The organism is Glutamicibacter sp. AGC46 (genome assembly GCF_053543715.1).
Map to the genome: position 1 here is coordinate 339,495 of NZ_JBLVOJ010000012.1, position 13,271 is coordinate 352,765.

General features: G+C 60.2%; 10 protein-coding genes and 1 tRNA gene. 5 read left to right on the forward strand and 6 right to left on the reverse strand.

What is annotated here, in order from left to right:
- Positions 1-111: 111 nt before the first annotated feature.
- Together ACNPM8_RS09810 and ACNPM8_RS09815 are read left to right on the forward strand one after the other, a co-directional pair.
- Positions 112-639: a PadR family transcriptional regulator gene (locus ACNPM8_RS09810; RefSeq protein ID WP_105658806.1), complete on the forward strand. Its 528-nt coding sequence runs from the start codon at positions 112-114 to the stop codon at positions 637-639.
- The gene (locus ACNPM8_RS09815) at positions 636-1,718 is read left to right on the forward strand and encodes an alpha/beta fold hydrolase (RefSeq protein ID WP_448939767.1); all 1,083 of its coding nucleotides are present in this window, start codon (positions 636-638) and stop codon (positions 1,716-1,718) included. The genes ACNPM8_RS09810 and ACNPM8_RS09815 overlap by 4 nt, the downstream gene beginning before the upstream one ends.
- A 68-nt stretch (positions 1,719-1,786) precedes the next feature.
- Here the strand turns inward: ACNPM8_RS09815 and ACNPM8_RS09820 are convergent, their stop codons facing one another.
- The 4 genes from ACNPM8_RS09820 to ACNPM8_RS09835 form a co-directional block, all read right to left on the reverse strand.
- Positions 1,787-2,962: a globin domain-containing protein gene (locus tag ACNPM8_RS09820; protein ID WP_448939768.1), complete on the reverse strand. Its 1,176-nt coding sequence runs from the start codon at positions 2,960-2,962 to the stop codon at positions 1,787-1,789.
- A 146-nt stretch (positions 2,963-3,108) separates the two neighbouring features.
- The gene (locus ACNPM8_RS09825) at positions 3,109-3,567 is read right to left on the reverse strand and encodes an RrF2 family transcriptional regulator (protein WP_332594999.1); all 459 of its coding nucleotides are present in this window, start codon (positions 3,565-3,567) and stop codon (positions 3,109-3,111) included.
- A 77-nt stretch (positions 3,568-3,644) separates the two neighbouring features.
- Positions 3,645-4,115: a hypothetical protein gene (locus ACNPM8_RS09830; protein ID WP_105658802.1), complete on the reverse strand. Its 471-nt coding sequence runs from the start codon at positions 4,113-4,115 to the stop codon at positions 3,645-3,647.
- 12 nt (positions 4,116-4,127) lie between these two features.
- Entirely contained in the window at positions 4,128-5,561 is a 1,434-nt protein-coding gene (locus ACNPM8_RS09835) for a phosphomannomutase/phosphoglucomutase (RefSeq protein WP_166650881.1), read from the reverse strand.
- A gap of 167 nt (positions 5,562-5,728) precedes the next feature.
- Between ACNPM8_RS09835 and ACNPM8_RS09840 the strand changes: the two genes are divergently transcribed.
- Together ACNPM8_RS09840 and ACNPM8_RS09845 are read left to right on the forward strand one after the other, a co-directional pair.
- Positions 5,729-7,849 (forward strand): RecQ family ATP-dependent DNA helicase, encoded by a 2,121-nt coding sequence (locus tag ACNPM8_RS09840; protein WP_448939769.1) that lies wholly within the window; start codon positions 5,729-5,731, stop codon positions 7,847-7,849.
- Positions 7,850-7,879: 30 nt separating this feature from the next.
- The gene (locus tag ACNPM8_RS09845) at positions 7,880-8,797 is read left to right on the forward strand and encodes a hypothetical protein (RefSeq protein ID WP_400342918.1); all 918 of its coding nucleotides are present in this window, start codon (positions 7,880-7,882) and stop codon (positions 8,795-8,797) included.
- A gap of 144 nt (positions 8,798-8,941) precedes the next feature.
- Here ACNPM8_RS09845 and ACNPM8_RS09850 read toward each other — a convergent pair.
- Together ACNPM8_RS09850 and ACNPM8_RS09855 are read right to left on the reverse strand one after the other, a co-directional pair.
- Positions 8,942-9,033, reverse strand: a tRNA-Ser gene (locus ACNPM8_RS09850).
- Positions 9,034-9,096: 63 nt separating this feature from the next.
- Positions 9,097-11,184: a prolyl oligopeptidase family serine peptidase gene (locus tag ACNPM8_RS09855; protein WP_448939770.1), complete on the reverse strand. Its 2,088-nt coding sequence runs from the start codon at positions 11,182-11,184 to the stop codon at positions 9,097-9,099.
- A gap of 56 nt (positions 11,185-11,240) precedes the next feature.
- On the opposite strand from ACNPM8_RS09855, the gene ACNPM8_RS09860 reads away from it, so the two are divergent.
- Positions 11,241-13,256 carry an FAD/NAD(P)-binding protein gene (locus ACNPM8_RS09860; RefSeq protein ID WP_448939771.1) on the forward strand — a complete coding sequence of 672 codons (2,016 nt, stop codon included), beginning with the start codon at positions 11,241-11,243 and terminating at the stop codon, positions 13,254-13,256.
- Positions 13,257-13,271: the final 15 nt, after the last annotated feature.

Genomic DNA, 13,271 nt, shown 5'->3' on the forward strand with positions numbered 1-13,271 from the left:
GCCACGGGGGCGTTCTCGTGCGCCACGGAGGAATTGTCACAATCCGGGTACAGTTTCCACACGCCGGGGCAAAGTGGGTGCAAAATCAACTATTTATGAAAAGATTGCTCTATGGTTTTGGCACGATTGATTCTCGGGCTGCTGTGCTTGTCGCCCATGACTGGCTACGAGCTCAAGAAGCACTTTGACTCCTCTATTAACCACTTCTGGAACGCAGACAAGGCGCAGATCTATCGCACTTTGGCGCAGCTGGTGGACAAGGGGTATGCCACCGTGCGCACCGTCGCGCAGTCGAATTACCCTGACCGCCAGGAACACCACATCACGGAAACGGGACGTGCGGCACTGGCCCAGTGGCTTTCTGCTGGTGCGGTGCAGTCTCCCGAGCGTGATCCCTTCATGGGGCAGGTGTTCTTCGCCGCCGAACTCGAACGCGATGATATCCAGAGCTTGCTGGAGGAACGCCGCCAAGCCACGCAGTTCATCCTCGATGACTACCTCTCCCAGCGCGAAGGCATTGACATGCGAGCCGCTGCGGACCGTCGCAGCTTCCTGATGGCTGCCACACTTGACCATGCAATCCGACAACAAGCCGCGGAGCTGGAATGGCTCGACGCGGTATTGGAGTACTTGCCATGACTGCAGCCAAAGACCAGAACAAGACCCCTGCAAGCGGTGCCGGGCGTGATGCCACCGATTATCCGGAAGTGCAGCCCGGGCGGCATCACGATGGGCAACGGTCGATGAAGACCCTGGTCTTCCTCCACGGCGGAAACGTCGGCAACTGGAGCTGGGACCCGCAGGTTCTGGCCTTTGGCGACTGCAACATCCTGACGCTGCACCTGCCGGCCTTTGGTGCCCGGTTCGAGGAGACCTGGGATAGCCTGGAATCCGCCGCCGATGATGTCGCCGCCTTGATCGCCGACGAGGTTTCCGAAGGCGGCGTGCATCTGGTTGGCATTTCCCTGGGCGGAGTGATTGCTTTGCACGTGGCCGCCCGGCATCCGGAGCTCGTTGACTCCGTGCTGATTACCGGCACTCCGGTGACCGGTGTGGGGCAGGCGGCCCGGGCTTTCCAGCGGATGCAGCTCAAGCTCATTGGCAGCGAGTGGTTCTGGCGTTTCCAGGCTGGTGCCTACGGAATGGTGGATGATGAGCGCGAGCTGTTCACCGAGCACGGCGTGAAGCTCAAAGCCGAGAACATGCGGGCCATCATGGACGAGATGGACCCGGGGGGATTGCCTCAGAAGCTCGGCTCCTACCGGGGCCCGGTACTGGCCCTCGCTGGAGCCAAGGAGCCGAAAGTTGTGCAGAAATCCTTTGACGCGCTGCGCGCAAGGCTCCCGCAGGTGATCACGCGCGTGGTTCCGGGCATGCACCACCAATGGAATATCGAGAACCCGATCCTGTTCAACTCGGTGCTGCGCAAGTGGATTTCCGATGCGGGTCTGCACCAGATCCTGGTTGATCCGCAGGCTGCGAAGCCGGCACCCGGCGCGAAAGCAACACCGGTGGAACAAGCCGCTGAAGCGCCGGCGAATCAGGACCTGGAAGCCGGGGAGCCCGCGCCGCCAGCTCAAGAAGCCGGGCAGAAGAAGCCTGGCAGGTTCGCCGGGAAAATCGATCCTCGAAAGCTGGACCCGAAAAAGTTCAATTTGAAGAAGAAGGCACCGAAACAGGGCGGCAAGCCGGATTCTCCTGCGGATACCGGAAAATAAAGGCAAAAAAAGTGCTGCAGGCGGATTCCCCATGGATCCACCTGCAGCACGGCTCTGTCACCAGGAAGCTAGGCGGCGAGCCATGCATCCGGGCCGAAGACTTCGTAGTGGATACGCTCGGCCGGGATGCCGGCTTCCAGCGCCTGGTTGCGCATTGCATGCATGAATGGCAGCGGGCCGCACAAGTAGACCTGGGCATTCCCGGTCAGTGCGCCGGCGAGATCCATGTAGCCGGACGTGGCGTTCAGCCCCTCCGGCAATTCCCCGCGTTCGAACCAGGTGCTGATGGTGGCTTCTGGCAGCTTGCCGATGGATTCGAGCATCTGCTCGCGCAATGGCCAGGCGGTGGCCGTCTGGTCTGCGTGCAGCACGGTGACCTTGCGGGTGGAGCCGCGTGCGGCCAGGGTTTGCAATGCGGCCGCACTCGGGGTGCAGCCGATTCCGGCGGTGGCGATCACCAGTGGCGAGCCATCGTCATCGATGACCAGGTCGCCATACGGATTCGATAGTTCCACCACGTCGCCGAGCTTCAGGCCATGGTGGATCACCGGGGAGAATTCGCCGTTCACATCCAGTTTGACCGTGACGGTGCGGCGGTCGGTTCGCCCGATGTCGCCGCTCAAGGTGTACTGGCGAACCTGGCGCAGGCCGTCGGCCATCGGCATGCGGACCGAAACGAATTGGCCCGGCTTGGCGACGGTGGCTGGGGTCCGGTCAGCTGGCTCGAAGCTGAAGCAGACCGAATCAACGCCGGTTTCGATGCGCTCGACAAGCTTCCATGGGGTGTAGATCTCAGCGTTGGCCTGCTGCGCGTACAGGCCTCTCTCGATCTTGACCAGCGCGTGGGCCATCAGCCAGTAGACCTCGGTCCAGGCCTCGGCGATCTGCGGAGTCAGCGCCTCGCCCAGATCTTCGGCGATGGCGTCGAAGAGGTGCTTGTAGACGATGGGGTACTGCTCCTCGGCGACACCGAGGGAAGCGTGCTTGTGGGCTACGCGCGCGAGCATGGTTTCCGGGGTGGTGCCCGGGTACTTGACCAAGTAGGTTGCGAAGACTGCGATGGATCCCGCCAAGGCCTGCTGCTGGGTGCCGTTCTTCTGGTTCGAACGGGAGAAGATTCCGTCGAGCAGTTCCGGGTGCGCGGTGAACAGGCGGTTGTAGAAGTTCGGGGTAATGCTCGAAATGCGCTCTGCGATGATTGGCAACGTGGTTTCAACGACCGGGAAGGACTTCGTGGACAGCATCGGGTCTCCTTGGAGTAGGCGATAACTTGTATTACAGATACAAGATTTATGATTCATTTCTACGCCTAGTAGAAAAGGATTGCAAATCCACCGGCTGGTATTCGTAACAGAAATCGGCGATGCGACCCCCGGGGGCCGCAGGGGAATCAGGAAAGGGCGCGCACTGTCGGGAAGGGGAGCGCTGTGAAGGGCATCGCGGATGATGCCGGGCAGATGTCCTGGATGGTCAGCGGGTCCAGTGAAGCGTAGAAAGCTTCGCGAGCCTGCCGGAAGACTGCCCGCAAGCGGCAGTTGCCCGAAAGCGGGCAGTTGGATTGCGCGTCATGATCGGAGCAATCCACAATATCGGTGCGCTTGTCCAACTTGCGCAGCAGTGAGCCGAGGGAAAAATCCAGTGCTCCATCGCTCAGCTGCGCGCCGCCATTGCGGCCGCGGGTGACCTGCAGGATTCCCAGCGTGCGCAGTTCCAGAACGGCTTTGGCCACGTGGTTGTAGGGAACCCCCACGGACTCGGCGATCTGGCGGCTGGTCAGTTGCCCGGTGCCGGGCGTTGCAAGGACCATGACGGTTCGCAAGCATACGTCGGTGAAGGCACTGAGTTTCATGATTCCTACTTTACGTGGGAAAAGCATTCCGGGGTCAGCATGGTGACTATGCCGACCCCGGAATCACCAACCGCGGTCTAGAGCGCGTTGGCCCAGATGGCTTCCGCCGATTCTGCCGCTGGCTCGTCGAAGATCCATTCGCCGCCTGGCTCTGCAGGCATGGTGTACGGCTGCACGATGGCCAACGCCGCACCGACACGGTGCTCGGCCACAATGTGGATGGCGTCCTGGTCGTTTTCCTGGAGCAGCACATCCGAGGCGACGGCGATCGCCTGGAAGTGGGTGCCCTGCTGGTTCAGCACCTGCATCAGGTCCGCAACCATGGCTTCGGTGTCGATGTCGGCTTCCGGATCCTCAGGATCATCCGTTGGCGGAACAGCGATCAAGCGCAGCTCCGGCTCGTCTTCCTCTTCCTTCGGCTCCAGCGCGATCGCGAAAGGCAGGAACACGCCCTGCTCTTCGAGCTGTTCGCGGGCCACGCCCAGGGCGGTGCCCAAGACCTTGTTCAGCGCGTCCTTGACGCCCTCATCCAGTTCTTCGAGGTTCATGTCTTCCCTTTGCTAGTTGGTGACGTTCTTTTCACGCACGATAGCCAGAACGGCATCGCGGATGGGCTCAATGATTTCTGCGGTCCGGCCTTCGCCGTTGAAACGCAGGAATGGTTCGGTGTTCGATGGGCGCAGATTGATCCACCAGCTGCCATCGGCCGCTGAAATGGTCGTGCCGTCCATGGTGATCACTTCTACTGGCTGGTCTTGGAAATGCGACACGACCCGGGCAGTGGCACCTGCCTTGTCCTCGACCTCTGAATTGATTTCACCGGTGGCAGCGTAGGGTTCGTATTCGGCACCCAGCTCGGAGAGCGGCAGTTCCTGCTCGCCCAAGGCGGCCAGCACATGCATGGCAGCGAGCATGCCGGTATCGGCATTGTAGAAGTCGCGGAAGTAGTAGTGGGCGGAATGCTCGCCGCCGAAGACCGCGCCCTGGGAAGCCATTTCAGCCTTGATGAAGGAGTGGCCTACGCGGGTCATCACCGGAACGCCACCGGACTTGGCGACGAATTCAGGCACTGCCTTGGAAGTGATCAAATTGTGGATGATCACTGGCGACTCTTCGCCAGCTGCCTGCACACGGGCGATTTCGCGCACCGCGACCAGTGCGGTGATAGCCGAAGGGGACAGCGGCAGCCCGCGCTCGTCGATCACGAAGCAGCGGTCGGCATCGCCGTCGAAAGCCAGGCCGAGATCGGCCCCATGCTCCAATACTGCGGATTGCAGGTCCTTGAGGTTTTCCGGTTCCAGCGGATTGGCCGGGTGGTTGGGGAAAGTGCCATCCAGCTCGAAATACAGCGGGACAATTTCGAGCGGCAGCTCAGCGAGCACCGTGCCCCCAAGAACTGCAGGGGTAGTCATGCCGCCCATACCGTTACCGGCATCCACCACGATCTTCAGCGGACGAATGCCCGACAAGTCCACCAATTCTCGCAGGTAAGCTGCATAGTCGGCCAGCACGTCGCGCTCGCTGATGCTGCCCTGCGGGGCGTCACCGGAGACCGGCAGTCCCTCGTCAAGGTACTGCTGGGCCAGGTCGCGAATGTCGAAAAGACCGGTAGCCGAAGAAATCGGGCGGGCGCCAGACTTGGACATCTTGATGCCGTTGTACTGGGCGGGATTGTGGCTGGCGGTGAAGACAACACCGGCGGCATTGAGCTTGCCCGATGCGAAGTACAGCTCATCGGTGGAGATCAATCCGAGCATGATCACGTTGGCGCCGCGGTAGGTGGCGCCACGAGCGAAGGCTTGGGCGAATTCTGCGGAAGACGGGCGCATGTCACCGCCAACCAGTACTTCCTTGCCGGACAGGGACAGGACGTCGACAAAGGCCGCGCCGATGGCTTCAATTGCTTCGGCATCCAGGTTCTCGCCGACTACGCCGCGTACGTCGTAGGCCTTAAAGCTCTGATTAAGATCAATTTCTTCACTCACGCCTTTCAGCCTACCGGTTTGACTGATTCAAATCATTGAGAACTAGGCGATTGCGGATGGGAAATGCCTAACATTTCAGCTATTTTCCCCTGCCGGCACCGCAGCTTGCGAGAGCTCATCCACAATTAGCGGACGCCACGGGCTAAATCGTGGGCAGGAACTGAAATACTGGAGGCATGGATGGCTCAACGCAAGTGGATCTGAAAACGCTGGCACTGCAGAAACTGCGCGCACTGGTGCAAAACCCGGACGCGCAGTTCCATGATGGCCAGTATGAAGCGATCAGCGCACTGGTGGCCGAGCGGCGCCGCGCACTGGTCGTCCAGCGTACCGGCTGGGGCAAGTCCGCCGTGTACTTCATCGCTTCCCTGCTGCTGCGAGAACAGGGCTACGGGCCAACACTGATCGTTTCCCCGCTGCTGGCATTGATGCGCGACCAGGTTGCGGCCGCGGAGCGTGCTGGAGTCCGCGCTGCGGCCATCAATTCGGCCAATGTGCTCGAATGGCGTGAAATCCTCGAAAAGCTGCAACGCAATGAGCTCGATGTGCTGCTGGTGTCCCCGGAGCGTTTGAACAATCCATCCTTCCGCGAGCAGCAGTTGCCGATGTTGATGCAGTGCTTGGGCCTGCTGGTCATCGACGAGGCGCACTGCATTTCGGACTGGGGCCACGATTTCCGCCCGGATTACCGCCGCATCCAGGACCTGATCGCCCGATTGCCTCAGGGCCTCCCGGTTTTGGCGACCACTGCAACAGCGAACAGCCGAGTAGTCCAGGACGTTGCCGAACAGCTGGCCGGCGGCACCGAGGAGGTCTTCACGCTGCGCGGCACCCTGGCTCGCGACTCGCTGCGCCTAGGTGTCCTGCGTCTGGCTTCGCCGCGCATGCAGTTAGCCTGGTTGCTCAGCCACATCGAGGACTTCAAGGGCTCGGGCATTATCTACACCCTGACGGTTTCTGCGGCCGAGGATATTGCTCGCCTGCTCAAGGACGCCGGGCACGAAGTTGCTGCCTACACCGGGCGCACCGATTTGGAAGAACGCGAACGCCTTGAACAAGCGTTGAAGAATAACGAAGTGAAAGCGCTGATCGCCACGAGCGCCTTGGGCATGGGCTTTGACAAGCCAGACCTCGGTTTCGTCTTGCACATCGGTGCCCCCAGCTCGCCCGTGGCCTACTACCAGCAGGTGGGCCGTGCCGGGCGTGGGAGCATCAACGCAGATGTCCTGCTGCTGCCCGGGCCTGACGACTCGGAAATTTGGGAATACTTCGCCACCAGCTCCATGCCGGACCAGATACGCGCCACCCAGGTGCTCGAGGCCTTGGCCAAGACCGACGGTGCGATGAGCGTCCCGGCGCTGGAAAGCGCCGTGAACCTTCGCCGCTCGCCACTTGAGCTGTTGCTGAAGGTGCTGGCCGTGGATGGTGCGGTGGAGCGTGTTGCCGGCGGCTGGATGCGCACCGACATGCCATGGACCTATGATGCCGATCGGTACAAGCGAGTGGCGCAGAGCCGAATCCATGAACAAAACCTCATGGTCAGTTACGAGAACACTCGCGGATGCCGCATGCAGTTTCTGACCGACGCCTTGGATGATCCCCAGTCTGCTCCCTGCGGCCGGTGCGACAACTGCGCTGGCGTTTGGTTTGACGACCATATTCCTGACGATTCGAAGGACAGCGCGCAGGCGGCACTTGGACGGGTGGGAGTTCCAATTGAACCGCGCAAGCTGTACCCTTCGGGACTGGACCGGCTGGGGTACACGCTCAAGGGCAAAATCGCTATTGACGAGCAGGTGGCCACGGGCCGGGCGCTGGCTCGCCTGACCGACCTGGGGTGGGGCAACCGATTGCGCCAGCTCTTTGCCGACCCCACCGATTCCCCTATCGACAAGGCGATGTTCGATGCGTGCATCAAGGTGCTTGCCGAATGGAATTGGGAGGAACGTCCAGTGGGCGTTGTAGCCATGCCATCGAATAAGCGTCCCCAGCTGATCACCTCCCTTGCTCAGGGCCTAGCTGAGGTGGGACGGTTGCGCTACCTGGGGCAGCTCGAATATCGCGGTGCTGGACCACAGAATGGCCCGGGCGGGAATTCCGCTTTCCGTGTGGCTGCGGTTGCCGATGCTTTTGAACTTCCAACGCAGCTCGAACAGCTCATTGCCGACGCTCCAGGGCCGGTGCTGCTAGTTGATGATCTGGTTGATTCCCGGTGGTCCATGGCGATGGCTGGGCGGGCCCTGCGCATCGCCGGCGCACCGGGTGTCATGCCTTTCACTTTGGGCGTAGCCGGGTAATCGCACAGTTAAACAAAGTAGTCTGGAAGTATGGAATTTCTCATCTGGCTCGTTGTCCTCATCGCAGTGATTGCCCTGGGCTACTTCGGTCTGCAAGCGCTGCGCAAGAAGAACACTGCGCAAATCGCGCAGGCGATTTCCCGTGAAGCAGCGCAGGCGGCAAACGCGAGGCTGGATGATGCTTCACGCAATTCGGTGTACCGCAATCTGGCCAAGGGCGACGTCATGGGCGCGGTCAAGGATTTCCGCGCTGCTACTGGCGACTCGGTCAAGGATTGCGTGATTGCAGTACGCAGCCTCGACAAGTACCCGCAGACAGCCCCTGCCAAGGAATTGCCGAATGATGATGCCGAGATCAAGGCTTTGAGCGACAAACTCGAAGCTCAAGTTGAGCGCGAAGATCGTGAAGCGGCCGCCACTGCCGCAGAGGATGCCACACCAGCACCTGCCGATGACACTTGGGTTGTACCCCAGGAATGGAGCGAGCAGTTCAGTTCCCTTCAGGAACCAAGTGCTACGCACTTCAAGATGGCGTTCGAACTTGATGGCGAGAACCGCGAATTTTCCAGCGAACAACTGCCGGCAAATGAATACGACCAGCTATTCTCCATGCTGCGGGATTCCAATTTTGAAGAAGCGGCAAAGATCCTGCACGGCTATACGGATCTGCCGGTCGAAGACCTGGAACGCATGATCGCGACGTCTCCCATGTCTGGCGCGAGCGCCAACGGCAATATTGCAGACTTCCGCTTTGAAGGCCAGGGCCCGGATGGTCCAGTGCATTTCGATGCTGCCGAACTTCCAGAAGCTGACCGCGAAGCGCTCTTCGGCGCAATCGCCGATACCGATCTGGACCGGATGTCGGAAATCATTGTTCGCCACACCTCGTTGCCAGAGGATATCGTGCAGAACATGCTGCGGACCTTCGTTAAGCGCGACGACCAGTAGCGGAGAAACTGCTGTCCTGGAGTTTTGAAAATCCCCCGGATTCACCGAAAAATCGGTGAATCCGGGGGATTTTCCGTATTCGGAACGTTCTCGTCGAAAAAGTGCCATATGAACGAAAAACCCCCTACCTGAGTAGGGGGTTCTTGGCGGACACGGGGGGATTTGAACCCCCGGTCGAGTTTTAGCCCGACCCTTCATTAGCAGTGAAGTCCATTCGGCCGCTCTGGCACGTGTCCATCCGCTGTTTCCAGCAGAATCTAGCCTACCCGAAGATGGGCGCGTGTTCCAAAACGAGAGAGCTAACGCACCTGTCGCCACAGGAATTCGTAGCTGGTCGCCAGCATTTTGGCGGTTGACTCGTTATCCGTTGACCCGGCATGGCCACCGCCCTGTGGCTCGTGGTACCGCACATTGGCAATGCCCAGATCCATCATTTTGGCTGCCATGATGCGTGCCTGCGAAGGGCCGACACGGTCATCAGAAGTCGTGGTCCAAATCAACGAGGCCGGATAGTCATTGGCTGGATGAGGCTGGTCGGTGAGTCGATGCACGGGGGAGAAAGTCCGCAGGAAGTCCCAGTCCCCGGGAACCTGCGGGTCGCCGTACTCGGCAATCCAGGAATGGCCGGCAGCTAGCTGCGTGTAGCGCTGCATGTCCAATAGCGGGACGCCGCAGGAAATTGCTCCGAACAAGTGCGGATAGCCAGAGATCATATTGCCCATGAGCAACCCGCCGTTAGAACGCCCTGTCGCGGCCAAATGCGCGCGGGACGTCACCCGGCGAGCCACCAGGTCCTGAGCGATGGCCGCGAAATCCTCGTAGGCACGATGGCGCTTTTCACGCAGGGCAGCACGATGCCAATCTGGCCCGTACTCGCCACCACCGCGAATGTTGGCCATGACGTATACCGGTTTGCGGCCCTCAACGGTACGCCGCGATAACCAACCGGTGCCCATGGCGGCTGCATAGCCAGGAGTCATGCTGTGCTGGAAACCGCCGTAGCCGTCCATCAGCACCGGGTTCTTCCCATCGTGGACCAGGACGGATGCCGCGACCTGGAAATATGGAACCCTGGTGCCGTCCGCAGAGGACGCAAAATGCTGGGTGACTTCAAAACCACCGGCATCAAAGCGATCCGGCGATTTCTTCACGACCTTTGCTGCCGAACCAACTGTGCCGCGCAACAAGGTAGTAGGGGTAATGAATCCGGTGATGGTCATCCAATAGTCATCGCCATGCTCCGGGTCCTCATCATCAACGGCTCCCACCGAGACGCTGAGCATTGGATCCATCAGCGGCATGTCCGACTGGCTGAAATGATCTGCGAGATCAATAATGCGCACTTGCGAAGCCACATCATGCAATACGGTGAGCAGCAGATAATTGGCGGTAAAGCTCAGTGATTCCAGCGCAGTGTGCGCATCCGGGACGAAGAGAACCTTCTCGATGCTGCCGGACTCGAGGAATCTATCCAGCCGGGCGATAGCCAATGAACCCGCAGCGATCTTCTGGCCCTGGTGTTCCCAATTGGTTTGGGGAGCAAAGAGGACCCACTGCCGGTGCAGGCTGACCTGCACATCGGTTGGAACATCGATCAGATGGTGTTCCCCGTCGATGAGGACACCGGCATTGGAATTGTAGAAGTCGATGGCATCAGTGGTGACCACGCGTTCGAATCCCGGAGACGAATCGAAGTAGCCGAAGGCTGCGACATGTTCTCTATCGACTTGGAAGAGAATTGGCGCTTCTTCGATCTCCATGCCGCGGCTGAGCCTTCGCAACGTATTCGCGTAGGTCGAACGGGTCGTGAACTGCTCGCTGCTGGCGGAACCGACAAGCAACGTATCGTGGTCAATCCACGAGGCTTGGGTCTTCGCAACGGGAAGGTCGAAACCGCCGGCAACGAAGTTCTTGGAGGCCAGATCGAATTCGCGAATGCGCACCTGGTCGCCGCCGTCAGGACTCAAGCGAAGCAGCGCCCGCTGGTAGGCGCCGCCGGCCGCTGGACGCAGAAGTGCTGAACCAGCGAAATGCCATTCGCGGCCTTCCAGCTGCGCATGCAGGTCAAGATCCAATAGGATTTCCCACTGCGGGTCGTCGCTGAGGTAGGAATTCCAAGTGGTGCGACGCCAAAGTCCAAGACGATGGGCTGAATCGCGCCAGAAGTTGTAGTAATGATCGCCACGCTTGGTCACCATGGGAATGCGGTCTTGGGCATCCAAGACCGTTTTGATCCGCTCCGCATTGGCATGGAACGAGTCGTCGTACAGCTCGGACTCGGTACGCTGGGTCTGATCCCGCACCCATTCGAGTGCCGTTTCGTCGTGAATTACTTCAAGCCAGGAATACGGATCAGCGCTTGCAACCTCAGAATCATGCTCAGTCATGGCCATAGTCTATGCGTCTGGCCCATGCCCTGTTCCAAAGGTAATAACCTAGAGGAGTGAACAGCGAGATAGCAACACCAAAGAACGAGTTCAGCCTGGCCCTTGTCGGGGCAGGCCCACGCGGCACGAGCGTGGTTGAAAGACTCGCTAACTTGGCGTTGAAACTCCCGGCCCAAGGCACCGTTCTGAAAGTTACGGTCTTTGATCCGTTCCCTCCGGGCTCCGGCCACGTGTGGAACCCGAAACAGTCGGAGCATTTCCTGATGAACACCCCGTCATCATTTCCGACAGTGACCCCCGAACGGTTGGGCGATGAACCGGGGTTGAGCTTTCGCCAGTTCGTCGCACTGCGCGGCGATGGACGCAAGCTCACCGATGAGCATGCCAAGCTGATCGGGCAAATTGAACCCGGCTCCTATCCGTCACGCGCAATCTATGGCGAGTACCTCGAGCACGTGTATGAGCGCAGCGCAGCGATACTTGCCACCCACGAGAATTTCAGCATCGAACATGTAGCCGCAGAAGTCGTTGCGGTCCGCCCCGTCGGCAACGCCTATCAGATCGATTTCCGCAGTAACCTGGAGGGTGCCGAAACCCGTCAGCTGGCCGCTGACGCTGTGGTGCTGGCCTTGGGCCACCAGCCGGCAGAACTGAACCCATGGCAGAAGCAGCTCAAGGAAGCTGCCTCCCAAGCCGGGGCCACCTACCTGCCACCGAATGTTCCAGCGGACCTCGACTACTCCCAGTTCAAGGAGGGCCAGCCTGCGTTGATCCGCGGGTTGGGCTTGAATTTCTTTGACGGCATGGCCGAGCTGACGGCAGGCCGCGGCGGGATTTTCCGTGAGGCCAGCACCGAGCCGGGGCATCGCCTGCAGTACATCGGCTCAGGCCGGGAGCCGGCACTGATCGTAGCTTCGCGCCGAGGTACCCCCTACTGGGGCAAGCCAGTAGTGGAGCAGTTCATTCCTGATGAAATTGAACTACGCTACTTCGACGTTCCGGAACTCATCGGGCGCCTTGCCGAAGCACGCGCCACCAACCCTGCCTCCTCCTTGGTGTTCTCACGCCATATTTGGCCCAAACTGCACCGGGACATCTTGTTCGCCTACTACAGCACTTGCGCTCGCGCGCATGGTGCCCCGGAAGGTCTCGATGAGCGAGAATTCGTTGATCAGCTCGAAGCGATCCTCTCTGCGGAGCACCATGAAGGAAGCCAAGTGTGGCTTAGCGAACTGCGCAAGTTCGTCGGGCAGTTCCCGCAATTGCAGTGGCTCGATGTGCCAAAGCTGGCAAGGCCATTTGAAGAACTCGGGTTCAGCTCCGATGAGCAATACCAGCAGGCAGTACGCGACTACCTCGTGGGCAATGCCCGGCACAGCACCGGCGGGCTAGAAGACCCGTTGTCATGCGCCATCATGACGATGAATGCCGGACGCATGCTGGTCAAGGAGCTGATTGCTTCCGGCGTGATCGACGAGCAGTCGCGCATTGAAGAAATCCAAGCGCACTTCGAGCCACTGGTCGAAGGACTGTCCTCAGGCCCGCCGCTGGAACGCATTGAACAGCTGCTGGCGCTTTCGCGCGCCGGGATCGTAACCTTCCTTGGCCCGGACCCGGAGTTCGGCTTCGACGAGGTTTCCGAGCAATTCACCGCATCCTCGCCCTGGGTAGATGCGGAGGTGCACACTGCGAAGACCATGTGCGAAGCGATGATGCCCAGTAACCGCGTGCTGCAAAATAACGCGGCGCTGATAAAGCAGCTCTTGGGAGATCACGTAGCGCGCGTGCACACTTGGAAGAACACGGAAGGCGAAAGCCTGCCTGGATCCGGTTTCGACGTGGTCGGTGAACCATACCGTCTGGTCAACAGCGATGGGCTGGCGCACCGCGGGCTATTCGTGCTGGGATTGCAATTGTCATCAGCGCAGTGGGGGACCGCTATTGCCGCGCAAGCGGGCGACCTGCGCCACCCCGCGGCCCGAACCTTGCAAGACGCAGCCAACGTAGTGAACGAAGTGGCTCGCCTGGCGGGGCTGATCGCCAACGAAAGATTAAGCGCGGAGCAGTATTAAGCAGTTTGGGGGGGG